21 protein-coding genes and 4 pseudogenes are annotated in these 25,829 nt (G+C 72.9%); 12 read left to right on the forward strand and 13 right to left on the reverse strand.

Features of this window, described 5'->3' with window-relative positions:
- Positions 1-168: 168 nt before the first annotated feature.
- The 3 genes and pseudogenes from ACIRPX_RS44385 to ACIRPX_RS44395 form a co-directional block, all read right to left on the reverse strand.
- Positions 169-884: pseudogene (locus tag ACIRPX_RS44385) on the reverse strand (hypothetical protein).
- A gap of 258 nt (positions 885-1,142) precedes the next feature.
- A complete protein-coding gene (locus ACIRPX_RS44390; protein ID WP_404205852.1) occupies positions 1,143-1,580 on the reverse strand; it encodes a hypothetical protein in 438 nt (145 codons plus the stop codon).
- Between the two features lie 1,077 nt (positions 1,581-2,657).
- Positions 2,658-3,533 (reverse strand): NAD(P)H-binding protein, encoded by an 876-nt coding sequence (locus tag ACIRPX_RS44395; RefSeq protein WP_404205854.1) that lies wholly within the window; start codon positions 3,531-3,533, stop codon positions 2,658-2,660.
- Between the two features lie 313 nt (positions 3,534-3,846).
- Here ACIRPX_RS44395 and ACIRPX_RS44400 point away from each other — a divergent pair, with 313 nt between their 5' ends.
- From ACIRPX_RS44400 to ACIRPX_RS44420, 5 genes and pseudogenes are all read left to right on the forward strand, one after another.
- Positions 3,847-4,713 (forward strand): LysR family transcriptional regulator, encoded by an 867-nt coding sequence (locus tag ACIRPX_RS44400; RefSeq protein WP_404205855.1) that lies wholly within the window; start codon positions 3,847-3,849, stop codon positions 4,711-4,713.
- A gap of 72 nt (positions 4,714-4,785) precedes the next feature.
- Positions 4,786-5,676: pseudogene (locus ACIRPX_RS44405) on the forward strand (BNR-4 repeat-containing protein); the annotation flags it as partial.
- A 79-nt stretch (positions 5,677-5,755) separates the two neighbouring features.
- Complete coding sequence (locus ACIRPX_RS44410; protein WP_404205856.1) at positions 5,756-6,781, forward strand: LacI family DNA-binding transcriptional regulator; 1,026 nt, start codon at positions 5,756-5,758, stop codon at positions 6,779-6,781.
- Between the two features lie 101 nt (positions 6,782-6,882).
- Positions 6,883-8,184, forward strand: coding sequence for an alpha/beta fold hydrolase (locus ACIRPX_RS44415; RefSeq protein ID WP_404205857.1), 1,302 nt, complete (start codon positions 6,883-6,885; stop codon positions 8,182-8,184).
- Between the two features lie 115 nt (positions 8,185-8,299).
- Positions 8,300-8,926, forward strand: coding sequence for an FxLYD domain-containing protein (locus ACIRPX_RS44420; RefSeq protein ID WP_404205858.1), 627 nt, complete (start codon positions 8,300-8,302; stop codon positions 8,924-8,926).
- 83 nt (positions 8,927-9,009) lie between these two features.
- Here ACIRPX_RS44420 and ACIRPX_RS44425 read toward each other — a convergent pair whose 3' ends face one another.
- The gene (locus ACIRPX_RS44425) at positions 9,010-9,210 is read right to left on the reverse strand and encodes a DUF5999 family protein (protein ID WP_404205859.1); all 201 of its coding nucleotides are present in this window, start codon (positions 9,208-9,210) and stop codon (positions 9,010-9,012) included.
- Positions 9,211-9,407: 197 nt separating this feature from the next.
- Between ACIRPX_RS44425 and ACIRPX_RS44430 the strand changes: the two genes are divergently transcribed.
- Together ACIRPX_RS44430 and ACIRPX_RS44435 are read left to right on the forward strand one after the other, a co-directional pair.
- Positions 9,408-9,878, forward strand: coding sequence for a GIY-YIG nuclease family protein (locus ACIRPX_RS44430; RefSeq protein WP_404205860.1), 471 nt, complete (start codon positions 9,408-9,410; stop codon positions 9,876-9,878).
- Between the two features lie 42 nt (positions 9,879-9,920).
- A complete protein-coding gene (locus ACIRPX_RS44435) occupies positions 9,921-10,751 on the forward strand; it encodes a pentapeptide repeat-containing protein (protein ID WP_404205861.1) in 831 nt (276 codons plus the stop codon).
- On the opposite strand, the gene ACIRPX_RS44440 is transcribed toward ACIRPX_RS44435, so the two are convergent.
- Complete coding sequence (locus ACIRPX_RS44440; RefSeq protein WP_404205862.1) at positions 10,713-12,257, reverse strand: cytochrome P450; 1,545 nt, start codon at positions 12,255-12,257, stop codon at positions 10,713-10,715. The genes ACIRPX_RS44435 and ACIRPX_RS44440 overlap by 39 nt on opposite strands.
- Before the next feature lie 117 nt (positions 12,258-12,374).
- Here ACIRPX_RS44440 and ACIRPX_RS44445 point away from each other — a divergent pair, with 117 nt between their 5' ends.
- Both ACIRPX_RS44445 and ACIRPX_RS44450 read left to right on the forward strand, forming a co-directional pair.
- Entirely contained in the window at positions 12,375-12,983 is a 609-nt protein-coding gene (locus ACIRPX_RS44445) for a TetR/AcrR family transcriptional regulator (RefSeq protein ID WP_404205863.1), read from the forward strand.
- 136 nt (positions 12,984-13,119) lie between these two features.
- Entirely contained in the window at positions 13,120-13,845 is a 726-nt protein-coding gene (locus tag ACIRPX_RS44450; protein ID WP_404205864.1) for a DUF2470 domain-containing protein, read from the forward strand.
- Here ACIRPX_RS44450 and ACIRPX_RS44455 read toward each other — a convergent pair.
- The 3 genes from ACIRPX_RS44455 to ACIRPX_RS44465 form a co-directional block, all read right to left on the reverse strand.
- Complete coding sequence (locus ACIRPX_RS44455; RefSeq protein WP_404205865.1) at positions 13,813-15,036, reverse strand: lactonase family protein; 1,224 nt, start codon at positions 15,034-15,036, stop codon at positions 13,813-13,815. The two genes, ACIRPX_RS44450 and ACIRPX_RS44455, sit on opposite strands and share 33 nt — an antisense overlap.
- A 116-nt stretch (positions 15,037-15,152) precedes the next feature.
- Positions 15,153-16,406 (reverse strand): aromatic acid exporter family protein, encoded by a 1,254-nt coding sequence (locus ACIRPX_RS44460; protein WP_404205866.1) that lies wholly within the window; start codon positions 16,404-16,406, stop codon positions 15,153-15,155.
- 254 nt (positions 16,407-16,660) lie between these two features.
- Positions 16,661-18,322: a glycoside hydrolase family 13 protein gene (locus ACIRPX_RS44465; protein ID WP_404205867.1), complete on the reverse strand. Its 1,662-nt coding sequence runs from the start codon at positions 18,320-18,322 to the stop codon at positions 16,661-16,663.
- A gap of 570 nt (positions 18,323-18,892) precedes the next feature.
- On the opposite strand from ACIRPX_RS44465, the gene ACIRPX_RS44470 reads away from it, so the two are divergent.
- The 3 genes from ACIRPX_RS44470 (at position 18,893) to ACIRPX_RS44480 (ending at position 21,610) form a co-directional block, all read left to right on the forward strand.
- Entirely contained in the window at positions 18,893-19,882 is a 990-nt protein-coding gene (locus ACIRPX_RS44470) for a phosphotransferase family protein (RefSeq protein WP_404205868.1), read from the forward strand.
- Positions 19,883-19,983: 101 nt separating this feature from the next.
- Positions 19,984-21,276 carry an ROK family protein gene (locus tag ACIRPX_RS44475; RefSeq protein ID WP_404205869.1) on the forward strand — a complete coding sequence of 431 codons (1,293 nt, stop codon included), beginning with the start codon at positions 19,984-19,986 and terminating at the stop codon, positions 21,274-21,276.
- A 103-nt stretch (positions 21,277-21,379) separates the two neighbouring features.
- Complete coding sequence (locus ACIRPX_RS44480; protein WP_404205870.1) at positions 21,380-21,610, forward strand: hypothetical protein; 231 nt, start codon at positions 21,380-21,382, stop codon at positions 21,608-21,610.
- Positions 21,611-21,653: 43 nt separating this feature from the next.
- Here the strand turns inward: ACIRPX_RS44480 and ACIRPX_RS44485 are convergent, their stop codons facing one another.
- The 5 genes and pseudogenes from ACIRPX_RS44485 to ACIRPX_RS44505 all read right to left on the reverse strand — a co-directional run.
- The gene (locus ACIRPX_RS44485; RefSeq protein ID WP_404205871.1) at positions 21,654-22,682 is read right to left on the reverse strand and encodes an SDR family oxidoreductase; all 1,029 of its coding nucleotides are present in this window, start codon (positions 22,680-22,682) and stop codon (positions 21,654-21,656) included.
- 127 nt (positions 22,683-22,809) lie between these two features.
- Positions 22,810-23,793, reverse strand: a complete 984-nt coding sequence (locus tag ACIRPX_RS44490; protein ID WP_404205872.1) for an SDR family NAD(P)-dependent oxidoreductase — start codon at positions 23,791-23,793, stop codon at positions 22,810-22,812.
- Positions 23,794-24,210: 417 nt separating this feature from the next.
- Positions 24,211-24,525 (reverse strand): annotated as a pseudogene (locus tag ACIRPX_RS44495) (HAD family hydrolase); the annotation flags it as partial.
- Positions 24,526-24,583: 58 nt separating this feature from the next.
- On the reverse strand, positions 24,584-25,621 hold the full coding sequence (locus ACIRPX_RS44500; protein WP_404205873.1) for a PHP domain-containing protein: 1,038 nt from the start codon (positions 25,619-25,621) through the stop codon (positions 24,584-24,586).
- A gap of 106 nt (positions 25,622-25,727) precedes the next feature.
- Positions 25,728-25,829, reverse strand: a pseudogene (locus ACIRPX_RS44505) (glycoside hydrolase family 16 protein); the annotation flags it as partial.

Consider the following 25,829-nt stretch of genomic DNA (forward strand, 5'->3'; position numbering starts at 1 on the left):
CCCTTCGCCGAGGCGTTCCCGCCCGCGTAGTTGGTGTTCCGGGGGTCCGAACCGAGCCGGTGGGAACGAGCGAGAAGAGCGGCGGCTTCGGGATGAGGTGCCATGATCGGATCGCTTCCTTGTTTCGTGGGATTCATGGGAACGGCGCGGGTGTGACGGCAGCGGGGGTCAGGCACCCCAGCCGGCCTGGGTGCCGCCGACACGGTCGGCGGTGACGCGCTGCTGCCAGCCGGAGCGGTGGTAGGCGGCGACGGGGTCGGGGTCGAGTCCGGATTCGGCGCGTAGCTCGGCGAGGAGTGGGCGTACGTCGGTGTTGTAGGCGTCCATGAGGATGGCGTTGGCGTCGAGGACGTTGCCGTCGTGCTGGGCGGTGTGGAGGGCGTCGTGGTCTACCAGTAGTGCTTTTGCGGTTGCTTCCTGGATGTTCATGATGGAGCGGATGATGGCGGGGATTTTGGCTTCGATGTTGTGGCATTGGTCGAGCATGAAGGCGATGCCTGTGGTGAGGGCGTTGGCGTGGATGACTTCGTGCATGATGCGGAAGAGTTGGAAGGGGTCGGCGGCGCCGGCCATGAGGTCGTCGTCGGCGTAGAAGCGGGAGTTGAAGTCGAATCCGCCGAGTTTGTGTTCGCGCAGGAGGGTGGCGACGATGACTTCGATGTTGGTGCCGGGTGCGTGGTGTCCGGTGTCGACGACGACTTGGGCTTTGTCGCCGAGTTTGAGGCCGAGGTCGTGGGCGTATGTCGCCAGCGCGCCGTAGTCGTCGACGCTGTCCCACGGAATGTGCAGGGCGACGGTCGCGTACCGGAGTTGCCGTAGGCCCACGACGGGGTCTCGATCCTCTGTGCAGCGAGAGCTGTCTTCACGGCCGGCAGGTCTGGCATGGCCACCTCTGAACACTGTTTGAATCGTTTCAGGGAACGTAGCGGCATCGGCCGGACGGCGTCAAGGTCTCGGTGTGCCCGTCCACGGACCATTCGCGGATGGGTCCGGATTCCGTCCGGTGCCCCTTGACGGGAGGCCGTGAGCCGCTTGTGAAGTCGTGAAACGTTTCACCATCTCCTTCCAGGGTGCGCTGACACGAGTCAGCGCCTTCATCCGTCACTCCCAGGCGTCGGTGCGCCGTCGCCTGCGGCGAGGATTCACCCAGCTCCATCGGAGGCGGCCGGTCGCCTTGCCTGGCGAAACTCTCTGACGGTGAGGGCTCCCGCAGTCGCTGCCCCAACGAGCGGCAGAACGGGCATCAGGACCGCTATGCCCCAGGAGACAAAGCCTGTGTCCACCGCTTCGTAGCTTCCCCAGGGCTTCTGCGCGACGCGGATGGTCTCGCCCGGGTGGCCGTCGTAACGGACCTTCACGGTGCGAGCGCTCGCGGTGTTCTGCAGTGGGCCGGTGCATGCGGTGTGCGTTGTGTTTCGTGCTCCGTCCTCACGGTGGCACTCGGCGAGCCGGACCTCCACGGCGTTCCCCTGCAGGTTCAGCTGTGCGATGCCGGTGAACACGGTCCATGCCGCCGCGGCCACGCACAGCAGCGTGGCCGCGGCATAGCCGATGACTGCGATGACCCGCCCCTTTGGCACAAGCCAAGGATGCCGTCCTTGAGCCCGTCACGTAACCAGGGCTCTTCCCGCCATCACCAGCGGTACGGGCGTCCCCAGCGGTACGGGCGTCCCCAGCGGTACGGGCATCACCGGCACCGTCCAGCGCACGCGTACCGGATCAACCGGACGGGGCGTCCATGGCTCCTGCGGGCGGAGGCGAGGACATCGGCGCGTGGGGCCTGCGCAGCCGTCCAGGTCGCCGCCTTCGACGTGGCCGCCACGACGGGCGGTGCCGTGTCCTGGTCCGGGCGGCCTTTCCCGAGGAGGTGCGCGCGACCGCCCGGGGACTGGCGTACGGTCTCAGCCGCGGGCTGTGGGGCTCGCCGGACGCGCCCTCTCACCCGCCCCGCAGGGGCGACGCACTGCGGGCGGGCCGTCTGCCGCCCGCGGTTGGCGCCCGCCGTCCGTCGTTCGCCGTCCGTCGTTCGCCATCCGCCCGCCGTTCGCCGTCCGCCGTTCACCGTCCGCCGTCCGCGCGATGGCAGTGAGCTGACGCACGTCGCCGCACGCGTCCTGGAACACCACCACCGCGTGACCGCTCGGCTTCGGCGACTCCCGCCCGCACCTGAGCCGCCGCGCCGAACCGGCACACGGGACCTGCTCAGGCGGGTGTGCCGGATCGCGACGACCGACGCGGAGGCGGAGGGGGGAAGCGGAGGTGGAGGGGCAGGCGGGAGCGGAGGTGGAGGCGGACGGTTCTCGCTGATGCCGGGCGTGTGGCGAGCGCCGAGTCCGTGCCGGTGGCGTGGTCGTGCCTGTGACGTGGCCGTGCCGCGGGGTGGTCCGCTCGGCGGTGGCCTCGCCGTCGCGAAGGACGGGCACGAGACGCCGTGTGGCGTCGAGGCGGGTCGGCGCAGCGAGGACGGCACACTCGTCGTCGAGGCCGACGTCCACCCCCAGCGCCCGGGCCGAGCTCCAACTCCCGGGCGAGGGAGAGCCGTTCGAGGTGGGTTCGGGGCGCCACGCCGTCCGGCGGCCGGCACCGCACCCGCCTGGCCGCGGGTGCCGATCCGGCACTCGCTCGGAGAGCCCCGGCGGACGGGCGCGAGGAGGTGCTCAGGCCAGGTAGGCCGGCCTGAGCACCTCCTCGCACCACTGCCGGAAGGTCGTCGGGCTCGGCGGTGCGGTGCGGTGCTCCTCGTCGTAGGCGCCGTTGATCTGGGCCACGGCCATGTCCGCCAGTCCCTGTGCCCAGGCCTCGCTCGCCCCGTGCTCCAGCATCGACGCCCGGTACGCCTCCACGCCGACCTCCTGATAGCGGACCGGCCGCTCCAGCACCTCGGAGACGACCTGCGCCATGCCGTCGAAGGAGAGGGCGTCCGCGCTGACCAGCGGAACCCCGTCCTGGCCGCTCCAGGCGCCGTCGAGCAGCAGCTCGGTGGCCTTCGCCGCGATGTCGCGGGTGGCGATGCTTGCGACCACGAGATCCGCGGGCTGCGGCCCGAAGAACACGCCGTGGTCCTTCAGGGTCCCGAGCTGCCGGAGCAGGTTCTCCATGAAGGCCGAGGCGCGCAGCGCCCGGTAGGGCACGCCGGTGTCCGCGATCATCGCGTCCTTGGCGAGCGAGGCCGACAGGTGCCCGGCGTTGCGCTCGATGCCGTGGCCCATGGTCGAGACGCCGACGACGCGCTTGACGCCCTGGTCCGCGATCACCTGGCAGGCCGCTCGCGTGTAGTCGACGTAGTAGCCCTCGACGCTCCGCGTGCTCGGGTCCGGCGGCACCACCCAGAACACGGCATCCGCGCCCGTGAACGCCTTGGTGACGACATCGAGGTCGCGGTGCGACCCCTGGACCACCTCGGCGCGCTCGCGCACCCGGGGCGAGAGCCGGGACGGGTCCCGCGCGATGACGCGGACCGGCTCCTCGCGGTCGAGGAGGGCGTCGACGACCTGCCGTCCGATCTGGCCGGTGGGCGTGGTGATGACAAGCATGGAAAAGCTCCAAAGGGGTTCGCTGGGAAGGCGGTTGACCCCTGGGGCCGCGACGGACGGGCCGGGGAACCGCATGCCTCGATCCTGCGGCGCGGCCGTACGGGAGGGAAGGACCGAAGGGATCACGCTTGTTACCCTGTGGGTAATACCGAACGAAGGTGTCCGGTTCGTGGAACCACGGAGGTGTCCGGACGCTGAGCCGCTGAAGGGTTCGGAGGCGGAGCCACGGTGGTGTTCGGACGTTCAGCCACGAGGGTGTTCGGACGTGGAGCCACGAAGGTGTCCGGATGTGGAGTCACGGAGGTGTCCGGACGTGGAGTCCCGATCACTGCGCTATTTCGTCGCCGTCGCCGAGGAGCTCAACTTCGCCCGCGCCGCCGAGCGTCTGGGCATCTCCGCCCCGCCCCTGTCCCGTGCCGTACGCAAGCTGGAGGCAGACCTGGGCATCACCCTCTTCGAGCGCACCACGCACAGTGTCAGGCTGACTCCTGCCGGGACGGTCCTTCTGGCGGAGGCCCGGATCGCCCTCGACGCCCTGCAGGCCGCCGGCCGCCGGGCGCAGCGCGCGGCCGGCCCCGAGTCCAAGCTCGTCCTGGCCATCAAGGCGGACGGCGACGGCGGCCTGCTCGACGCCATCCTCACCCGCCATGCCGCCGAGCCCTCCGCCCTGCCGGTCACCGTCCGGCTCTCCGGCTGGGGCGACCAGGCGCGCCTGCTGCGCCAGGGCGAGGCGGACGCGGCCCTGATCTACGAACCGTTCGACGCGACCGGCCTCGACTCGGAGCCGGTGTCCGTGGAGCGCCGCGTCGCCGCGCTCCCGGCCGCGCACCCCTTGGCCGTGCGTGATCGCCTCTCCGTCGCCGACCTGGCCATCCCGGGAGTCGAGCCCGGCCGCCTGGACGGCCTGGCCCGCTACCTGGACGGCCTGGTCGAGCAGTACGGCATCTCCGACCTGGCGCAACTGCTCACCCTGGTCGAACTGGGCGAGCTGGTGACCGTACTGCCCGAATCCGTCACCCTCCGCTACCCCCGTCCGGGCATCGCCTACCGCGACATCCCGGACGCGCCCCCGGCCACCCTGACGATCGCCTGGCCGCAGCACTCCCGCTCCACGGCCACGGCCGCGCTGGTCCGCGCGGCCGCGTCCGTGGCCGCCGCATCCGAGGAGGCGGCGGCGTGAAGTACATGGTGCTGATGTACGCCGACCCCGCCGCGACCGAGGCGATGACACCGGCCGACCGCGCCGATGTCTTCCTACCCCCAGTTCGTCACCACCCCCGAGGGCGGGCTCCAGCTCAGCTACCGCGTGGGCATCTCCGGCGACGGCCGCAACGCCCTCGCCGAGTACGACGGTTCGAGGTGGACGGCGCTGGGGGAGTGGACCAGCTCGACGGGCACGTACACCACCTCGCACGGCTCGTCGACCGCCCGCAGCATGTATCTGCACGGCATCGACTACGACACCAGCGGCCGGCTGCACGCCCTGTTCACCTGGCGCGAGCACAACGCCGCGGTGATGTGCGACGGCGGCGGCATCACCAACCACGACACGGGCTACGTCCATTCGGCCGACCGCGGCCGCACCTGGCGCAACGACGCCGGCACCGTCGTGGGCACCACCGGCGGCGCGAAGACGGTGGCCGTCACCGACGCCGGACTGGTCGTCGACGCCCTCGCCCCGGACCACTCGCTGATGAACCAGGAGAGCCAGTGGACCGATTCCGCCGGCCTTCCGCACGCGATCATCAGCTACGTCCCCGGCCGCCGCACCACCGCCTACGTCGCCGACCGCACCGCCCACGGCCGCGCCTTCCACCTGCGCAAGCGCCCCTCCGGCAGGTGGGAGAAGAACGAGATCCCGGTCGCCCTCGACTCCAGCCAGCGCACCCAGCTGGTCCTGGACCGGTACGACAACGCGTACGCGGTCCTGCCCTACGGCCGGATCGCCGGCGCCTCCGGATCCAGCGGGTACACCGACTGGACGCTGCTGTACGACGGCGGCGGACTCGACGCCTTCGGCGAGGTCGTCGTCGACGAACCGCGGGTGCGGGCGGACGGCGTCCTGTCGTTCATGTACCAGGAGAGGTCGAGCGGTACGACACCCTCGGCGCTCCACGTCATCGACTTCGGACTGCCCGCGTGACCGGGCACGATACGTCGTTTGTTGACGGTAATGTGATGGCCTTCCGGCCGTCCCGCGTCCCCCAGGAGGTCCCTGCCTGATGTCCCAGTCGGTGGGTATCAAGGACGTCGCCCGCGCCGCCGGAGTCTCGGTCGGCACGGTGTCGAACGTGATCAACCGCCCGGACACGGTCGCCACGGAGACCCGGGCCCGGGTGCAGTCCGCCATAGACCGGCTCGGCTACGTCCGCAGCGAGTCGGCGCGGCAACTGCGCGCCGGCCGCAGCCGGATCATGGGGCTGCTCGTCCTCGACATGGGCAACCCGTTCTTCGTCGACGTCGCCCGCGGCGCGGAGCGCGCCGCCCGCGACGCCGGGCTGGGCGTCATGGTCTGCAACAGCGCGCAGAGCGCGGGCGAGGAGGCCGAGTACCTCTCGCTCTTCGCCGAGCAGCGGGTGCGGGGCGTGCTGCTCACTCCCACCGACGCCTCCGGCCGCAACATCGAGACGTTCCGGCGGCACAACATCCCCTTCGTCCTGGTCGACCGCGTCGGCGACTCCACCACCGAGTGCTCCGTGTCGGTCGACGACGTGGCGGGTGGCGCACTGGCCGTGCGGCACCTCGTGGACGCCGGGCACCGGACCATCGCCTACGTCAGCGGACCGCCCGGCCTCAACCAGGTGCGCGACCGGCGTACCGGCGCGCTGAACGCGCTCGCCGAGGCGGGCCTGGGCCCCGAGAGCCTGCGCGAACTGCCCACCGAGCGCCTCGACGTGGCCGCGGGACGCGACGCAGGAGCCCGCCTCCTCGGCCTCGCCGACCGCCCGACCGCCGTCTTCTGCGCCAACGACCTGCTCGCCCTCGGCGTGCTCCAGGCCATGTACGCGGCCGGCGTCCGCGTCCCCGAGGACCTCGCCATCGTCGGCTACGACGACATCGAGTTCGCCGCCGCTGCGGCCGTCCCGCTCACCTCCGTCCGGCAGCCCGCGGTCACCATGGGCGCCCTCGCAGCCGAGCTGCTGCTGGAGGAGACGGAGGCCGAGAACCGGCCCGCGCGCCATGAGCACCGGCGCGTGGTGCTCCAGCCGGAGCTGGTCGTACGGCGTTCCAGCCTCTCCGCCCGCTGATCAGGGGTTCAGTAGGTTTTCATGATCCCGGGGGTCGGCGGCCGGACGAACATGTGATGAAGTGGGACGCGGCCCGACATCCGTCCGTCCCTGGAGACCCGTTGACCGCCTCGTACCGTCAGCCCGGCGTCGTCCTCACCGACCGCCGCTTCACCGTGCCCCTCGACCACGACGACCCGGCCGGGGAGACCATCGAGCTCTACGCCCGCGAGGTCGTCGCGAGTGACAAGGCGCAGGCGGACCTGCCGTGGCTGGTCTACCTCCAGGGCGGCCCCGGCTTCGGGGCGAACCGTTTCGTCGGACGTCAGGGATGGCTCGGCCGGGCCCTCAGGGACCACCGCGTCCTGCTCCTCGACCAGCGCGGTACCGGCAGCTCCACGCCCGCCAACCGGCAGACCCTCCCGCTGCGCGGCGGCCCCGCCGAACAGGCCGACTACCTCGCCCACTTCCGGGCCGACGCCATCGTGCGGGACTGCGAGGCGATCCGCGGCCAGGTCACCGGCGGCGCCCGCTGGACCGTCCTCGGCCAGAGCTTCGGCGGCTTCTGCACGGTGCACTACCTCTCCAGCGCGCCCGAGGGCCTCGCCGCCGCCGTGATCACCGGAGGTCTGCCCTCCCTCGACGCGCACGCCGACGAGGTCTACCGCGCCGCCTACCCCCGCATCGAGCGCAAGGTCGCCGCGCACTACGCGCGTTACCCGCAGGACGTCGAGCGCGCCCGCCGCATCGCCGACCACCTCCTCACCCACGACGTGACCCTGCCGAACGGCTACCGCCTCACCGTCGAGGCCTTCCAGTCCCTCGGCATCATGCTCGGCAGCGGCGAGGGCACCCACCGCCTCCACCACCTGCTCGAGGACGCCTTCGTGCGCACCCCGCACGGCCCCGGGCTCTCCGACACCTTCCAGGAAGCGGTCCAGGGCCTGCTGTCGTACGCGGGCCACCCGCTGTACGCCCTCGTCCACGAGGCGATCTACGGCCAGGACGCGCGCCCCACCGACTGGTCGGCCGAACGGGTCCGCGCCGAGTTCCCGCAGTTCGACGCGGCCAAGACCCTGACCGGCGACGGTCCGCTGCTGTTCACCGGCGAGTCGGTCCACCCGTGGATGTTCGACTGCGACCCGGCGCTGCGCCCGCTGCGCGAGACGGCCGAACTCCTCGCCGCCCGCACCGACTGGCGGCCGCTGTACGACCCCGCGCGTCTCGCCGCCAACGACGTCCCGGTGGCGGCCGCCGTCTACCACGACGACATGTACGTCGACACGGCCCACGCCCTGCGGACCGCCCGCGCGATCCGCGGCCTGCGCACCTGGGTGACCGACGAGTTCGAGCACGACGGGGTGCGGGCCGGCGGCCCCAGGGTCCTGGACCGGCTGCTCGCCCTCACGCGGGACGAGGCCTGACGGCAGGGGCCGGGAGGTCCGGCCGGGCCGCTTCTCGACGACATGCCCCGCGCTATATTCCGACATAGGGTTCATCTCGCTGTATTTCCGTGATCACGCGAGAGGACGTCGGACGATGAAGGCAGGGGCATCCCACCGGGCGCGGGCGGGCCGGTCCCGGCCGCTGGCCGTCGTGCTGGCCGTGGCCGCCGCGAGCACGCTGGCACTGGTGTCGTGCAGTTCGGACAACAACAGCGGCGGTTCGAGTACGCCGACCACCGAACGGCCCACTCCGCCGGACACCGCATCCTTCTCGGGCACGGCAGCCTCCGCCCTGTCCTCGGCGGCCGCGTCGGCACGGGCCAGGGCCTCCTCCGCGGCCGCGTCCGCCTCGGCCGCCGCGTCCTCCTTCGAGGCCTCGGTGTCGGCCGGCGTCGAGCGGGCCAACCAGGCCGCCCAGACCGAGCTGAAGAACGTCAAGGCACCGGGCAACGCGATGTCCGAGGTCACCATGACCGGCAAGCCGCGCTCGCAGACCGGCGGGCTGCTCGCCGTCGTCGTCACCATCACCAACAAGACCGACAAGAAGGCGTCCTACGCCGTCCAGGTCGACTTCCTCGACTCCTCCGGCAAGACCGTGGAGACCCGCTACGTCGGCGCGGAGGACCTCGCCCCGGGCGACAAGGCCAACCCGATCGCCATCAGCCGCAAGCCTCCCCAGCCGGTGCTGACCCCGAAGCTGGTCAAGGCGCAGCGGTACTGAGCCGCCGGGGCGCCCCGACCGCCCTGCCGACTCCCGCCGCCGTCGGCCGGGGCCCCCGCATCGGGAGGTACGGCCGTTCCGCGTCAGGCCGCGACGGCGAGCGGGCCGAGGGTGCGGTGCGGGTCCACGACCCGGCCGTCCGGGAGCAGTTCACCGGTGTCGTCGAACACGATCGTGCCGTCGCACAGCAGGCTCCAGCCCTGTTCGGGGTGGGCCGCGACGATCACGGCGGTGTGGTGGTCCGGGCTGTCCGATGTGAGGCACGAAGGCCGGTGACTGCACATGATCTCTCCCCTGTGTGTGTGGATGGGCTCCCGCCTGAAGTGGGGCTCAAGACCTTGGTATCCGAGCTTGTTTTCCGTTGTATGAGGAGACCCCCACACCCCCGGAAACTCATCGGTGAGGTTCGGTTGTGCCGGGGCCGTTGTCAGACCCGCGTGCCACCGTGGGAGCAGGGAGGAGCGAAGGGGGGGGCGGCGGTATGGGTGATGTCGACGCGCAGTTCCTGCGGGGTCTGTTCGACGAGGAGGGCAGCCTGCACACCGGCGGCCGCACGGCTCTGTACCGCCTGTACGGACTGGAGGGCCTTCTCTACGTCGGCATCTCGGTCGCCCCGCTCACCCGCGTGCGCACGCATCTGCGGGAGCAGCAGTGGGGCCCCTGGGTCATCGGCATACGGATCGAGTACCCGCCCGACGCGGAGGCCGCCGAACGGGAGGCCGTGTTCACCGAACGCCCCCAGCACAACGTCGTCTTCAACGGCCGGACCCCGCCCCCGCCGCCGGACCCCGCCTCACGGCGGAGAACCGCGCTCGCCGTGGAACGCAGGCGTCTGGCCGCGTTCGAGGCCGCCGTCCCCGAGTCGCCGACCCACCTGCGGCTGCTGGAGCGTGCCATCACGGCGAGGAAGGCGAAGATCGCCAAACTGCTCAAGGAGATCGGGGGCCCGTAAAAGCAGCAGGTCGTCGCGCCGCTGCCGGATATCCTCGGTGTCATGCCAGATCAAACGGCGGACCGGACCGACCTGCGCGGCGACTGCGCGCGCTGTTTCGGGCTGTGCTGTGTCGCCCTGCCCTTCGCCGCCTCCGCCGATTTCGCCATCGACAAGCAGGCCGGCGAGCCGTGCCCGAATCTGCGGGAGGACCACCGCTGCGGCATCCACGCACGGCTGCGGGACGCGGGGTTCAGCGGCTGCACCGTCTACGACTGCTTCGGAGCGGGCCAGAAGGTCTCGCAGGTCACCTTCGGCGGGCAGGACTGGCGTGCGGGGCCGCCCGAGCGGGCACGGCGCATGTTCGACGTGTTCCCGGTGGTGCGGCAGTTGCACGAGCTGCTCCTGTATCTGAGCGAGGCGTTGACGCTGCCGCCCGCCCGTCCGCTCGGAGACGATCTGCGCCGCATGCTCGAGGCGACCGAGGAGCTCACCCGTCGGGCTCCGCAGCAGCTGGCCGAGTTGGACGTGGCCGCGCATCGGCGCGAGGTCGACGAGCTGCTGCTGCGCACCAGCGAACTGGTGCGGGCGGGGGCCCGCGGACGCGGGAAGGACCGCCGCGGGGCCGATCTGATGGGTGCCCGGCTCAAGGGTGCCGATCTGCGCGGTGCCAACCTGCGCGGCGCCTGCCTCATCGCCGCCGACCTGACCCGGGCCGATCTGCGCGCCGCGGACATGATCGGCGCCGACCTGCGCGACGCCGACCTCGGCGACGCCGATCTGACCGGCGCCTTCTTCCTCACCCAGCCTCAGGTCGACGCGGCCCGCGGCACCGCGGGCACGCGGCTGCCGGACTCAGTCGCCCGCCCCGGGCACTGGACGGCGCAGGTCTGACGGCGCCTCGTCGAAGGCCGTCGGCGAAGCCGCCCCGGCGGGCACCGCGCGCCGCTCCAGGTGCAGTCGCAGCCCCTGCGGCATCAGCGTCAGCCGCTCGGTCACGCGCAGCCGGTAGCCGGGGTCGGGCCGCAGGTCGTAGCGGCGCAGCAGCAGGCCGAGCACCAGCGTGGCCTCGTGCAGCGCGAACTGCCGCCCGATGCAGGCCCGCGCCCCCGTGCCGAACGGCTTGAAGGTGTGCGGGGCCCGCGATCGTACGGCCCTGGGGTCGAAGCGGTCCGGGTCGAAGCGCTCCGCGTCGGCACCCCACACCTCGGGGTCGCGGTGCAGCATCATGGTCAGCACCAGCGCCCACGCGCCGCGCTTCATCGGATGCTCCCCGGCCAGCAGCGTGTCCTCGCGCGCCTCCCGCGCGAAGGCCGGCGCGGTCGGCCACAGCCGCAGCGACTCGTCCAGCACCCGGCGCACGTACCGCAGCTTGGCGACCTGGTCGTAGCCGGGCGTCTGCGCGTCGCCCCACACGGCGTCCACCTCGGCCTGGGCGCGGGCGGCGGCCTCCGGGTGCCGGGAGAGGTAGTGCAGGGCGAAGGAGAGCGCGCCGGACGTCGTCTCGTGACCGGCGACCAGGAAGGTGATGACCTGGCGGCGGACGTTCTCGGCGGACAGCCGCTCGCCGGTGCGCGGGTGGGCCGTCTCCAGCATCCGGTCCAGCAGATCCCCCCTTCCGCCGCCGTCCCCGGCCCGGCGGGCCCGCACCAGGTCGTCGACCGTGCGGTTGAGGAAGGACATGTCGGCGTCGTTGCGCCGCGCGGCCTTCCGCAGCAGGTAGGGGGCCAGCGGCGCCGGCACGGTGTTCAGCCGCTGGGCGTAGGACAGGGTGCCCACCATCGCGGACACGAAGGGGTGGGGCCGGGAGCGTTCGAAGGACCCGAAGTCGTGCCCGAAGCCGGTGCGCGCGATCGTCTCCAGCGTCAGTTTGGTCATGTCGCCGGGCACGTCCACCGGCCGGCCCGCCGCCAGCTCGCGGTCCCAGTGGTCGGTCAGCCGCCCGGCCACGGCCAGCATCATCGGGTGGTAGCCCTCCATGGCCTCCCGGCTGAAGCCCGGGGCGAGGACGTCGTGCGCGAGCTGCCAGTTCGGTTCGTGGTTGTACGCCGTGAACAGCGCGTCCCCGACGACGGGGCGCAGATTGGCGACGCCGAGGCCCACATGCTTGGCGAAGCGCGCCTCGTCCGCCAGGTCCGCCGCCAGGGCGCCGCCCCAGACGAACACGAACTCGTTGCCGAAGGCCTTGCGCCGGAAGATCGGCCCCAGCTGCCGGCCGTGGCGCATCGAGTCCTGCACGGGCGTGCGGCGGTCGGCGCCGAGGACGTCGCCGAGCAGGGGGACGCGGTGCGGGGGATGCGGGATGCGGTGGAGCTCGGGCCAGCCCTGTTCGGCGCTGCGGAACCCCTTCGGAAGTGGGGCCCCTGTCCGCGGTCCGGTCCCCGTCGTCGTCTCCGCCATGACGCGATCTCCCTTGAATCAGCGGCAGGTTGAGCTGTCGTGCACCTGTTGTACGTGAGTTCAATAGCGGCCTCAGTCTGGTCCTCCCGTTGAACCGGCGTCAAGTAAAGTGCGGACATGGCCGCGAACCAGGGCGGGCGCACGCGCCGCCGGCTCAGCACCGAGGAGCGCAGGGAGCAGCTGCTCTCGGTGGGGGCGCGGCTGTTCTCCGAGAGCCCGTACGACGAGGTGTGGATCGAGCAGGTCGCCGAGATCGCGGGCGTCTCACGCGGGCTGCTGTACCACTACTTCCCGACGAAGCGGGACTTCTTCGCGGCCGTGGTCGAGCGCGAGAGCGAGCGGATGCTGCGCATGACGGCGGCCGTGCCGGGGGTGCCGGCGCGCGAGCAACTCGCCGCCGGGCTCGACACGTTCCTGGAGTACGCGCACGCCCACGCGCACGGCTTCCGCGCCTTCCACCGGGCGGACGCGGCGGGGGACCGGACCATACGGAGGATCTACCAGCGGGCGCTGGCCGCGCAGGAGCGGCAGATCCTGGCGACGATCGCCGCCGACCCCGAACTCGGCGAGGCGGCCCGGCGGCGCCCCGACCTCAAGCTGGCCGTGCGCGGCTGGCTGGCCTTCACCACGGCCGTCTGCCTGGAATGGCTGCGGCGCTCGGACCTGACCCGCGAGCAGGTGCGGGACCTGTGCGCCCGGGCGCTGCTGGGTGTCGTCTCGCCCTAGATGTACTGACGCGCCACCCGTCTCCCGTCCGGCCGCCTGGGCTCCCGGGGCGCGATCGTCCTCGGTGCCCCGTGGTTGGCGTGCGCCCTGTTCTCCGATAGGTTAGGCAAGGCTTACCTAATAAGGGAGGTTTGGGATGTCGGACAGCCCCAGCTGGACGGCCGCGCCGTCCGCGGCCCGGCGGGCCCGGTCGGTGCTCGCCACCGCCTGGTCCTGCGCGGTGACCGCGGACGGCGGCCGCGAGGAGTTCGTCGGTGCGCACCGCGTGGACGAGGACGGCCGGGTGCTGCTGCAGGTGCCCGAGGACAGCGCTCTGCTCGCCGCCGCGATCTGTGCGCCCCGCGGTGAGCCGCACGCCGTGCTGGAGTTCGCCGACGTGGCGCCCGTCCCGGTCCGCGACCGCATCCGGGCCCGGCTCTGGCTCGCCGGGTACTTCGTGCCCGGCGACGGCGGCCTCGCGCTGCGGCCCACCAGGATCGTGCTGCGCCGGCCGTCCGGCGCGGTGGTCGTCGACCTCGACGACTTCGCCGCGGCCGGGCCCGACCCGCTCGCCCTCGCCGAGGCCCGGCTCCTGACGCACCTCGCCGACTGCCACGGCGACGCCGTCGAGCGGCTCACCCGGCTCGTCGACCAGGACGGCCTGCACGGCGCGGTGCGCGTCCAGCCCCTCGCCGTCGACCGGCACGGGCTGACGCTGCGCATCGAGCGCACCCGCGCCCACGGCGACGTACGCCTGCCGTTCCACGCCCCCGCCGACGACGTCGCGCAGCTCACGGAGCGCGTGCACGTCCTGCTCGCGCAGGCCGCCGCCGCTTCCTGCCCGCGCGCCCTACAGCGGCAGCGCACAGACGGCGACGGGTGAGGCGAACGGCTCGCCGGCCAGGCGCAGTCCACCGCTCCCGGCGTCCACGTGGAACACGCTGACGGTGCCCGACCTCTGGTTCGCGGCGAACAGCAGCCTCCCGTCCGCGCCGAAGGCGATCTGGCGCGGGAAGTCGCCGGACACCGGCACCGTGCCGAGCAGCCGGAGCCGGGCCCCGTCCGCCTCGACCGCGTAGCGCGCCAGGCTGTTGTCGCCGCGGTTGGCCAGGTAGGCGAACGAGCCGTCGGCGGTCACCAGGAACTGCGCCGGGTAGTTGGTGCCCGGGCCGGAGCCCGTGGACTGCGGCTCGCCGATCGTCAGCCGGCCGGTCGAGGCGTCGTAGGCGCAGACCGCGGCCGTGTCGTCCACCTCGTTGGCCAGGTAGGCGTACCGGCCGCCGGGGTGGAACGTGAGATGGCGCGGCCCGGCGCCCGGCCTGGTGTGCGCCTGGGCGACCTCGGTGAGCGTGCCGCGCCGCTCGTCGAGGCGGTACGTGTAGACGGTGTCCGTGCCCAGGTCCACGGCGAGCACATGGCGGCCGTCCGGGCCGGTGACGAACTGGTGCGCGTGCGGCCCCTGCTGACCCGGTCCGGGCGCCGGAGCCGAGTGCGTCACCGTGTCCGTGCGCTCGCCCAGGGCGCCCGCGTCGCCGATCGGATGCACGGCCACGCTGCCCGAGGTGTAGTTGGCGCTCAGCAGCCAGCGGCCGCCGGGATGCACCGAGAGATGGCAGGGGCCCGCCCCTCCGGTGCTGCGCGCGCCCAGCACCTTGCGGTCGGCGAGCCGTACGGCGGTCACGGCGCCGTCGTCCCGCTCGTCCACCGCGTACAGGGTGTGCCCGTCCGGGTGGACCGCGAGGTACGAGGGATCGGGCACGCCGGTCAGCGTCCCCGTCCCGGTGACGGCGCCGCTCGCGGAGTCGTAGGTGGCCAGTCCGATGCCCGTGCCGCCGCCGTCGACGGAGGTGTAGGTGCCGAGGTAGAGCGGGCGGGGGCCCGCGGGCCCCGGCGGCGCGTGGCGGGCCGACGGCCCGGGGGAGGGCGCCGCCCCGTCGGCCGGGACGGTGCGGCCGGGACCGGATCCGGGCGGCGCGGGAGACGGCAGCGCCGTCGCCGCGGCCGCGCCGCCGAGCGCGCCGACGAAGCGGCGCCTGCTCCAGCCGCCGCCCGCCGCTCCTGTCCCACTGCCCATGTCCACACCTCAGGTCGCCGCTCGTCCCGGTCGTGACACGCCACCATGGCGTGCGCCACGGGGTGTTCGCAAGAACGGCAACCGGCGTTGCGCAGGGTGCAATGAAGGCCGGCTCGTCAGCCGTCGTCGTCGACCGACTGGCCGGCGACCCTGCGCAGCGGTCTCGCGTCGCGCACGCTCTCCCGTAGCCGCGTGAGGCGCGGCATGCGCTCGCGCTGGTCCCGGGCGTTGCGGTCCAGCTCCTCGAAGAGGCGGCGCGAGCGGTGCTCGGTGTCCATCTCGTCGATGATGCGGTTCACCTCGGTCAGTACGGCACCGTAGAAGTGCCAGGTACGGGCGTCCCGCTCCACCTCCTCGAGCAGCAGCTGGGCCAGCTTGTCGCGGGTGGTCGCGGCCTGCCGCAGCCCGGCGGCCAGCCGGGACTCGGCGGACTCGGCGCTCGTACTGACGGGGCTGGTGACCAGCACCGCGAAGCTGACCACTGAGTCGGCGATCTCGGACAGCAACTGCTCCACGGCGGCGCCCGTCCCGGGCGTGAACGGCGGCTCCGGCGCGCGTGCCTTGGTCAGGTCGGTGAAGGTACGCGCCAGCACCCGCAGCACCACCGTGCAGATCTCCAGCGTGTCCAGCCCCGTGCGCAGCACCACCCGGTGCAGCAGGCCCTCGCGCACCCGCGGATTGAGCCGCAGACTGTCCTCGGCCTGCCGCAGGGCCGCGTCCACCTCGACGATGTCGTGGTCGAGCCGGCGCGCCTCGTACAGCCGCTGCGTCGCCTGCTCGACCGGCGGGCGGCCCGCGGCCTCCTCGCCCATGCGCAGCATCAGCTGCCGCACCCGGCGGGCCAGCCCCTCGATCGACTCGCCCGCCTCGTCCAGCCACACCGGCGGCGGGAGGAGGAGATTGCAGCCGAGTCCGACGACCGCGCCGATCAGGGTCTCCACCACCCGCGCCCAGGCCGTGTCGCCGACGGTCGTGACGCCGAGGACCAGCATCGCGCTGATCGCCACCTCGGGCACGTACTCGTCGACCCGCACCAGATGCCCGACCGCCAGCGAGGCGACGATCAGCAGCGCGAGACTCCACCAGGTCAGACCGACCAGCTGGCTGAAGGCGATCGCCACCAGGACGCCGGCCACCACCGCGTTCACCCGGCGGATGCCGTTGGTGAGCGTGGCGTACAGGGTCACCTGGACGACGAGCAGCGCCGTGAGCGGGGCGGTCAGGGGCGCCGGCTCGGGGCTCAGGCGCAGTGCCACGACGTACGCGATCGCCGCCGCGGTCGCCGACCGCAGCGTCTGCACGACCACGGGGTCCCGGTACCGCCTCACCAGACGGCCGAAGGACGTGGAGCGGTCACGTACGAGTCGCATCCGCGGGCCGTGCTCCTTTCCCGGGGGCATCGGGCGTGATCGGCGGGGTGGGGCCCGTCGTCGAGGACCGTAGCCGACCCCGAGGACGCCTGGATCGTTCCTGGCGCACAAACACCGGCCGGAGGCGGACACACGTCATGGGGAATACCCAGGACACCAAGGATCTCGAGGTTCTCACGCTGACGCACGGCCGACGCGTCGAAACGGCCGCGGGCGGGCCCGCCGACCGGTCGCGCCCGCCCGGGGGAGCGGGGTTACGACGTGGCGGGCATCCGCACGGCCAGCCAGGCCGCCTGGTCCGTCGTCAGCATGCCGTCCCGCACCGGCCCGCTCGCCAGCAGGACCGAGGTGCCCTCCGGCAGCCGGTACGGCTCGGCCGACAGGTTCACCACGCAGCGGAAACCCGGGTCGCGGCCGAAGTCGAGCACGCCGGCCGGGGCGTCCAGCCACCTGAGGCCGCCGTCGCCGAGGGCGGGGTGCTCGCGGCGCAGGCGCAGGGCGCTGCGGTACAGCTCCAGCATCGAGTTCTCGTCGCCGGTCTGCGCGGCCACGCTCAGCTCTCCCCACAGCTCCGGCTGCGGCAGCCAGGGGGCGGCCGACGCGTTCTCCGGGCCGAAGCCGTACGGTGCGCTCCGTCCCGACCACGGGATCGGCACCCGGCAGCCGTCACGCCCCCGGTCGGTGTGCCCGGACCGCTCCCAGACGGGGTCCTGGAGCACGCTCTCCGGCAGGTCCTCCACCTCCGGCAGGCCGAGCTCCTCGCCCTGGTAGACGTAGGCGCCGCCGGGCAGGGCCAGCATCAGCAGGGCCGCCGCGCGGGCCCGGCGCGTGCCGAGTCCCAGATCGAGCGGGCCCTCGGGCCGGTACGTCTCGTTGGCCACCCACCGCTTGACCACCTCGCGGCCGTAGCGGCTGGGGTGGCGCACGACGTCGTGGTTGGAGAGCACCCAGGTGGCCGGTGCGCCCACCGCGCCGAGCATCGCGAGCGAGTCGTCGATGACGGCGCGCAGGTCCTTCGCGTCCCAACTGGACATCAGGAAGTCGAAGTTGAAGGCGGTGTGCAGCCCGTCCCGGCGTACGTACGCGGCGAGCCGCTCCGGGCTGTCCGCCCAGGCCTCGGCGACGAACGACCGGTCGCCCGGGAACTCGTCGGCCACCCGCCGCCACGCGCGGTAGATGTCGTGGACCTCGTCCCGGTCCCAGTGCGGATGGTCGAAGTGCTGCGGCCTGCCCTCCGCCGGAGCCTCGGGCCGGGGCGGCAGGTCGGGCAGTTCCGGATGCTTGACCAGGCCGTGCGCGACGTCGATGCGGAAGCCGTCCACGCCCTTGCCGAACCAGAAGCGCAGGATCGACTCGAACTCCGCCCGCACCTCCGGGTGCCGCCAGTTGAGGTCGGGCTGCTCGGGAGCGAACAGGTGCAGGTACCACTCTCCGTCGGGCAGCTGTGTCCAGGCCGGGCCGCCGAAGCAGGACGCCCAGTCGTTGGGCGGCTCGTCGCCGGCCGGCCCGCGGCCCGCGCGGAAGACGTAGCGCTCCCGTTCCGGGCTGCCCGGCCCGGCGGCCAGCGCCGCCCGGAACCACTCGTGCTGGTCGGAGGTGTGGTTGGGCACGATGTCGGGGATGACGCGGATCCCGTGGCGGTGCGCCTCCTCGATGAGCTGCTCCGCCTCGGCGACCGTGCCGAACAGCGGGTCGATCTCCCGGAAGTCGGCGACGTCGTAACCGTGGTCGGCCATCGGCGACCTGTACCAGGGGTTGATCCAGATCGCGTCGACGCCGAGGCTGCTGAGGTAGGGCAGCCGGGAGCGGATACCGGCGATGTCACCGACGCCGTCGCCGTTGCCGTCGGCGAAGCTGCGGACGTAGACCTGGTAGATGACGGCGTCGCGCCACCAGGGTGCGGTGCTGGTCGACATGTCGGTGCGTCTCCTCGCGGATCGGTGGACGGTCAGGACAGCATGGCGGCACCGGCCGTGCGGCCGGCGACGACCGGCGCCGGAACGGCGGCAGCACGTCGGCCACGGCAAGCACCGGCCGGAGCACGGCGTACACCGGGGACTTGCGCAAGGTCCGGGAGACCTTCTCGACCACACGATCGTGCAGTGCAGCGGCGCGGACGGACCTGCCCGGTCGACCACGCTTGCAGGGGCGTCCGACCGCCGCACACCGGGCCGTCCCGTTGCCTGTCGGAGGCGCCGGCGCGCTCGGGCTGGGGCGTACCGGGCGCGTTCGTGCGGCAGCGCCCCGCCGCCGAGGCGGACGAGGTGGGGGAACTGCTCGGCGCCGGGGCCCCGGCGTACGTCTGTGGCGACGGTTCGCGAATGGCACCCGGAGTGCGGGACGCCTTTCGTACGCTGTACGGGGATCGCATGCCGGGGACGGACGCGGCGGCAGCCGGGGAATGGCTGGACGCGTTGATCGCGGACGGGCGTCACGTCGCTGACGTGTACGGGGCCGGCCGAGCGCAGGGGAGGGGTGGGCGGACGGTGGTGGACTCCTGGGAACGGGCCCGGCGCATCCTGGAGGGCTCGAAGATCCCTCCCGACCGCCTCGTCCAGCTGCGCCCGCTGGGCGGCGGCACGTACAACACGGTCGAGGAACTGCGGCTCACCGACGGCAGCCGCTACGTGCTGAAGCTCGCGCCGGACGCCCCCGGGCTCAGCTACGAGAAGCAACTGCTGGTCTCCGAGGCCGAGTTCTACCGCTGTGCCGCCGCGGCCGGTATACCGGCGCCGCGCCTCGTATGCGTCGGGGGCGACACCGACGGACGCCATCTGCTGATGACCGCCTGCCCCGGTGAGGCCTGGGGCTCCTGGCTCACCGATGACCAACAGGCCGTGCTTCGCACGGAGTTGGGCGGGCTGGTGGCGCGGCTGCACCGGGTGACCGGACCGGGCTACGGCTATCCGTCCGGGGCGCTCGGGCATCTGTCCCGCGACTGGCGGACCGCCTTCACCGGGATGCTCGACGCCGTCCTCGACGACGCCCGCCACTATCAGGCCCGGCTGCCCCGCGCCGTCGACGAGGTGGCCCGCACCGCGCGGGCGGCCCACCCGGCACTCGACGAGGTCAGGACGCCGGGCCTCGTCCACTTCGACCTGTGGCAGGGCAACATCCTGGTCGACCGGGCGGCGGGGGAGCCCCGGATCGGCGGGCTCATCGACGGCGAGCGCATGTTCTGGGGCGATCCGCTGGCCGACTTCGTCTCGCTGGCGCTGCTGGGGGACATCAAGAAGGACGAGTCGTTCCTCGCGGGCTACCGGGAGGCCGGCGGACGGGCCGAGTTCGACACCCCGGCGCTGCTCCGCCTCGCGCTCTACCGCACCTACCTCTACCTGATCATGCTCACCGAGACGATCCCGCGCGAGGCCGGCGAGGAGCACGACCGCTGGGTCCAGGACGTGGTCGCGCCCGAACTCGTCGCGGCCCTCGACGAGATCGAGGACCTGACGGTCTCCGAAGGGCGCGTGTCGTGAGCACCTCTTAGCTCACAGCGTGAACTAAGGGTAGGAGAAAGTCGCGCCGGGCTGGCACTCGGAGGTATGTTGCAGGTCGAACAGGGTGCGAAGGGAGCCACATGGCTGCGGGGCGGAACGGACGCACGGTACGCGACCTCAGGCGGGCGAACCGCACCGTCGTGCTGCAGCGGCTCTACTTCGACGGCCCCCTCAGCCGCTTCGAACTCGGCCCGGCGACCGGCCTCAGCTCCGGTTCGGTCAGCAACGTCGTCTCCGACCTGGTCGCCGACGGCCTGGTGGAGGAGGCCGGCAGCGTCGACTCCGACGGCGGCCGTCCGCGCACCCTGCTGCGCGTGGCACCCGCCAGCGGCCACATGATCGGCGTCGACGTCGGCGAGACCCGGGTGCGGATCGAGCTGTTCGACCTGACCCTGACCGAACTCGCCCGCGCCGAGCGGCCCCTGGAACAGCAGCGCTACGAGGTCGAGGTCATCGTCGGCCACATCCGCGACGGCATCGCCGAGGTGCTCGCCGAGGCCGGTATCGCGCCCGAGCGGCTGCTCGGCGTCGGCATCGGCGTCCCGGGCATCGTGGAGCGCACCCCCGATCGCGGCGCCGTCGTCCACGGCCAGACCATCGGCTGGGACGCGGTCCCGCTGGAGCACCTGCTGCGCTCCACCTCGCAACTGCCCGACACCGTCCCGTACGTCATCGACAACGGCGCCAAGACGCTCGGCCAGGCCGAGATGTGGTTCGGCGGCGGGCGCGGGGCGCGCAACGCCGCCGTCGTACTGTTCGGCTCCGGTGTGGGTGCCTGCCTCGTCACCCCCGAGGTGGAGCACGGCCGGGCGGTCGAGTGGGGGCATCTGACCGTACGGGTCAGGGGGCGGCGGTGCCGGTGCGGCGCCCTCGGCTGCCTGGAGGCGTACGCGGGCGCGGAGTCCCTGCTGGAGCGCTGGCGGGAGGAGGGCGGACAGCCGCCGGAGGGTGTCGACGAGGAGACGGCGCTGACCGCGATGCTGGCCGCGGCGTATCCGCCGGCCGGGGCCGAGGCGGACCCTGTGGCGCTGGCCGTGCTGGAGGAGACCGCGGAGTATCTCGGTGCCGGGCTGTCCGACCTGATCAACCTCTTCCAGCCCGAGCGGATTCTCATCGGCGGCTGGGCCGGACTCCAGCTGGGGGCGCGGTTCCTGCCGGCCGTCCGCCGGCATGCGGCGTCGTACGCCCTGCGGCATCCGGCGGAGAAGGTGACCGTCGAGATCGGGCAGCTCGGGCCGGACGCGGTGACCGTCGGCGCGGCGATCCTGCCCCTGGCGGACTTCTTCGCGCGCGGCGGGCGCCGGCCGGAGCCCGCTCCCGAGGGGCCGGCACCGGCCTGGCGGACGGCACTGCAGGAGCGGGCGCCGCATTAGGGCGTGTCGCGAAAGTCCCGCCTGCCCGGTGCGGGTTTCGGTGGGCGACCCGGAGGTACTCGCCGGGGCCTGCGCTCCATGCACCATGGGAAGGGAGGACGCCGTGGCCGACAGGCATGACACCGGCCCGGACGGTGAGCCGGTGCCGAGGGATCTGCCGGATCAGCAGGTTCGGGAGGGCGAGGACCCGCTGGACATTCCGCTGCCGCCGGGCGGGGCGGAGGCGGACGGCGAGGTGCCGGACACCGACGAGGCCGGTACGGGACGTCAGGAAGGGTCGCGGTCGGCGACCGTCCACCCCGAGCATCCCGCTCCGGACGAGTCGACCGGCTGACCGAGAGCCGGCCGGCTGACCGGGGCGTGGGTCCCACCGCGGGTCAGCCCACCTTGCGGCCCTTCATCGGCTCCGTGGGGGCTCCCTCGCCCCGTTGCAGGCCCTGGAGGAACTCCTCCACCACCTCCGTCGCCGTGTGCCGCGGGTGCCAGTCCAGCTCGACGCGCGCGCGGGTGCAGTCCATCAGCGGCAGGCGGAGCACCGCGTCGAACAGGTGCGGTGAGGCCGGCAGCAGGTGCAGGCCCCACGCGGCGGCGATCGCCGAGCGGGCCGCGGCGCGGGGAAGCCGTACCGGCCGCGTGCCCAGCATCTCGCCGAGCAGTTCGGCGTCCACCGGGGGATCGGCCGCGAGGTTGAAGGCGCCGCGCGCCTCGCAGTGCAGCGCCAGGGCGTACGCCTTGGCCGCGTCGTCGGTGTGCAGGGCCTGGACCCGCAGGCCGGGGATGTCGGGGAGGAAGGGCAGCAGTTCCGGGCGGGCCAGCGGACCCGGGAGGAAGCGGCCGCCGAAGATGCGGCGCTGCTCGCTCGCCGACTCCCGCTTGAAGAGGAACGCGGGCCGCATCCGGACCACCCGCACGTCGGGATGATCACGCTCGAACGTGTCCAGCGCACGCTCCAGATAGGCCTTCTCGCGGCAGTACGCGGCGTCCGGCCAGCCGTGTGTGGGCCACGACTCGTCCACCATGCGGTCCTTCGGGCCGGGCGAGTACGCGCCCACCGACGAGGCGTGCACCAGCGTCGGCACCCGGGCCGCCGCCACCGCCTCGAAGACCCGGATGCTCCCGAGCACGTTGGTGCGCCAGGTCGTCGCCGGGTCGTGCGTCGGCTGGAACGCCCAGGCCAGATGGATCACCGCGTCGGCGCCGGCGAACGTGTCGGCCAGATCCGACCGCTCGGAGGCGATGTCCACCGGGGACCACTCCGTGTGCGCGGGCGACCATGCGGGAATGCGCCGCGCCAGCCCCAGGACGGACCCGATCCGGGAATCCTCGGAAAGCCGCCGCACCACACTGGTGCCCACATTGCCGGTGCCGCCCGTGACCACGATCCTGCTACCCGTTGCGCTGCTCACCGTCGGCTCCTTCCACCCGCCGGATCCCGCCCGGCCGCCCGCCGGAAGCGAGCCCACCGAGTACCCCGTCCCCCAGCACACCACGCGCACCGGGCGCGGGCAGCCGGGCGGGCGCCTGCGCGGCTCTCTACGGGGTGCGGGAGGTCGGTGGTTGAGGGGGGAAGGCGTTCACGCCGGTGAGGGTGGCCGACAACGTCCACAGCCGGGCCGCCTCGTCGGGGTCCGTGGCCCAGGGCTTGACGCCCGTGGGCCGGGCGTCCGTCGACGGTTCGGCGATGTCGCAGTCCTCCAGGTAGACGCCGCCGAGGCCGTCCAGCTGGGGAGAGGTGGCCGCCCAGACCTGGGTGGCCGCGCCCTGCCGCGGGGTCTTGAAGCCCTGCGGGTTCAGGGCGTTGCCGGCCTCGTCGATCCAGCCGCGCTCGATCATCTCCGCCTTGGGGATGTGCCGCTGGAGCGGTGTGAGGATGCCGCCGGGGTGGAGGGAGAAGGCGCGCACGCCGGCGTCGCGGCCGAGCCTGTCGAGGTGGACGGCGAACAGGACGTTCGCGGTCTTGGCCTGGCCGTAGGCCTCCCACTTGTCGTAACCCCGTGTCCACTGGACGTCGTCCCAGCGCATGCCCGAGAAGTGGTGGGCGCGGGAGGACACGGAGACGATCCGGGCGCCGCCCGGCGCGATGGTCGGCCACAGGCGGTTGACGAGGGCGAAGTGTCCGAGGTGGTTGGTGGCGAACTGTGCTTCCCAGCCGGGCCCCACCCGCGTCTCCGGGCAGGCCATGATCCCGGCGCTGTCGATCAGGATGTCGACGGTCCGCCCGGAGGCGAGGAAGCGCTCGGCGAAGCCGCGCACGCTCTCCTGGTCGCCGAGGTCCAGTTCGTCCACCTCGACGTCCTTCACACCGGCCAGCGCCTCCTCGGCGGTGGCGCGGCGCCGGGCCGGGACCACGACGTGGGCGCCCGCCTCGGTGAGCGCCCGCGTGGTCTCCAGGCCGATGCCCGAGTAGCCCCCGGTGACGATCGCGAGCCTGCCGGTCAGGTCGATGCCTCTCAGGACGTCGTCGGCGGTGGTGGTGGCGCCGAAGCCGGAACCGATCTTGTGCTGTGCGGTGGTCATGCCGGAAACGCTACGAATTCGAGTGCTCTCGAAGTCAAGCGGAAGCGGCGAGTGCCGTTCGCACCGGCGCGCGTGCGCCGTACACAAGGGAAGGACCCCGACCGGACGGGGGGCTCTCGGTCGGGGCCGTTCAAAGGGCGGGTACGGATGGCGGTCGCCTCTCGGCGGAAGGCTCCACAGGGCTTCAGCCGAACGATCTTCCCTGTGGGCGAATGGTGAGGCCCGGGGACACTGTCCCATCCGCACCCACGTGTCGTTCAACGGACAACCTTTCGTGGGTGTTCCGTTCCGTACCGCTTTCCGGGGTGATGTGCGTCACCGCTTCCCGAAGGGGCTGTCCGCCGGCCGGGCGAGGAGATCGGCTGGGCCGGGTCGTCGTACACGGCCGACGCGCCCGCCCGCATGTCCCACACCGTGCTCCGGTGCCGGTGTGCCCCGCTCGACGGCGTCGGCGCTCGCGGTCGCGGCGATCGCGTCCTCGGCGGAGATCGCACGGCGCGGCCCGGACAGCTCGGGACCGCTCGCGGACGTCGCGAGGACCACCGGCCACCCCTCGTGGTCCAGGCGCCGCCGCAGCCGTCCGGCGTCCCGCGGCGCGGGCAGCCGGTCGACGTACCGCCCGTACAACGTCTGGTGCGCGCCGCTGAGTTCGGCGTCCTGCTCCTTCTCGCGTCCCTCGCCGAGCAGGTGGGCGACGAGGTCTTCGGAGCCGAGGCCGACGGCCCGGTCCACGCGCGCTCCTTCGCTCGCTCACCGGACTCCCTCGCTCGTTCACCGGACGGGTGCCACGTCAGGGACCCGGTACTCCCGTCGGAGTGCGCCGCTCGCGGGTCCAGGCCAGCAGGTCGTCCCGCGACCAGGTGGTCACCACGCGCCCGGCGGGCACCCCGCACTCCTCGGCGCGCGCGCAGCCGTTGATCTGCCAGTCCAGCTGGCCGGGCGCGTGCGCGTCGGTGTCGATCGAGAACAGCACCCCGGCGTCCACCGCCCGGCGCAGCAGCCGCCGCGGCGGATCCAGCCGCTCGGGACGGCTGTTGATCTCCAGGGCCGTACCGGTCTCGGCGCAGGCGGCGAACACCTCGTCCGCGTCGAACTCCGACTCGGGCCGCCCCCGCCCGGTCACCAGCCGTCCCGTGCAGTGGCCGAGGACGTCCGCACGCGGATCGCGTACGGCGGCCACCATGCGGCGGGTCATCGAACGGGCGTCCATGCGCAGCTTGGAGTGCACGGACACGACCACCAGGTCGAGCCGCTCCAGCAGCTCCGGCTCCTGGTCGAGCGAGCCGTCGTCGAGGATGTCGCACTCGATGCCGGTCAGCAGCCGGAACGGCGCCCATGTCGCGTTCAGCTCCGCCACCACCTCCAGCTGCTGCCGCAGCCGCTCGGGCGACAGGCCGCGCGCGACCGTCAGCCGCGGGGAGTGGTCGGTCAGCACCGCCCACTCGTGCCCGAGCGCCGCCGCGGTCCGCCCCATCTCCTCGATCGGGCTGCCCCCGTCCGACCAGTCCGAGTGCAGATGGCAGTCCCCGCGCAGCAGCGCCCGCAGGCGCGTACCGGCCCCGGTGTACGGCTCGGCGGCCTCGTCCGCCAGCTTGCGCAGATAGCCCGGCACCTCTCCGGCCAGCGCCTCGCGCACCACCTGCGCCGTCTTCGGGCCGATGCCCCGGAGCGACTCCAGCGACCCGTCGGCCGCCCGTCCCCGGACCTCGTCCGCGGGCAGCGACGCCAGCACGCGGGACGCGGTGCGGAAGGCGCGGACGCGGTACGTCGGCGCCAGGGACCGCTCCAGCAGGAAGGCGATCCGGTCCAGTGCCTCGAGGGGATCCATGCCGACCTCCACCACCAGGGTTGCCCAAGGACGGGCGGGCCGCATCGCGTGAGGCCGAAGGGCCGGGCGGCACCGGCAGCGTGCCGCCCGGCCCGGGAGGGGTGTGTCAGCTCGTCGTGACGGAGACGGAGTCGACGACGAGTTGCTGGGGGAAGGAGGTGGAGGTGTTCGGGTCGCCGGGCCAGTAGCCGCCGACGGCGAGGTTGAG

Origin of the sequence: Streptomyces sp. NPDC101225 (genome assembly GCF_044767585.1) — a bacterium.
Classification (GTDB): domain Bacteria; phylum Actinomycetota; class Actinomycetes; order Streptomycetales; family Streptomycetaceae; genus Streptomyces.

Coding starts and splice junctions, on each gene's coding strand:
- ACIRPX_RS44435 (WP_404205861.1), top strand. CDS start 9,921: ATGCCAGATCAAACGGCGGACCGGACCGACCTGCGCGGCGACTGCGCG.
- ACIRPX_RS44455 (WP_404205865.1), bottom strand. CDS start 15,036: ATGGGCAGTGGGACAGGAGCGGCGGGCGGCGGCTGGAGCAGGCGCCGC.
- ACIRPX_RS44475 (WP_404205869.1), top strand. CDS start 19,984: ATGGCTGCGGGGCGGAACGGACGCACGGTACGCGACCTCAGGCGGGCG.
- ACIRPX_RS44420 (WP_404205858.1), top strand. CDS start 8,300: ATGAAGGCAGGGGCATCCCACCGGGCGCGGGCGGGCCGGTCCCGGCCG.
- ACIRPX_RS44460 (WP_404205866.1), bottom strand. CDS start 16,406: ATGCGACTCGTACGTGACCGCTCCACGTCCTTCGGCCGTCTGGTGAGG.
- ACIRPX_RS44490 (WP_404205872.1), bottom strand. CDS start 23,793: ATGACCACCGCACAGCACAAGATCGGTTCCGGCTTCGGCGCCACCACC.
- ACIRPX_RS44430 (WP_404205860.1), top strand. CDS start 9,408: ATGGGTGATGTCGACGCGCAGTTCCTGCGGGGTCTGTTCGACGAGGAG.
- ACIRPX_RS44450 (WP_404205864.1), top strand. CDS start 13,120: ATGTCGGACAGCCCCAGCTGGACGGCCGCGCCGTCCGCGGCCCGGCGG.
- ACIRPX_RS44410 (WP_404205856.1), top strand. CDS start 5,756: ATGTCCCAGTCGGTGGGTATCAAGGACGTCGCCCGCGCCGCCGGAGTC.
- ACIRPX_RS44465 (WP_404205867.1), bottom strand. CDS start 18,322: ATGTCGACCAGCACCGCACCCTGGTGGCGCGACGCCGTCATCTACCAG.
- ACIRPX_RS44440 (WP_404205862.1), bottom strand. CDS start 12,257: ATGGCGGAGACGACGACGGGGACCGGACCGCGGACAGGGGCCCCACTT.
- ACIRPX_RS44500 (WP_404205873.1), bottom strand. CDS start 25,621: ATGGATCCCCTCGAGGCACTGGACCGGATCGCCTTCCTGCTGGAGCGG.
- ACIRPX_RS44445 (WP_404205863.1), top strand. CDS start 12,375: ATGGCCGCGAACCAGGGCGGGCGCACGCGCCGCCGGCTCAGCACCGAG.
- ACIRPX_RS44425 (WP_404205859.1), bottom strand. CDS start 9,210: ATGTGCAGTCACCGGCCTTCGTGCCTCACATCGGACAGCCCGGACCAC.
- ACIRPX_RS44395 (WP_404205854.1), bottom strand. CDS start 3,533: ATGCTTGTCATCACCACGCCCACCGGCCAGATCGGACGGCAGGTCGTC.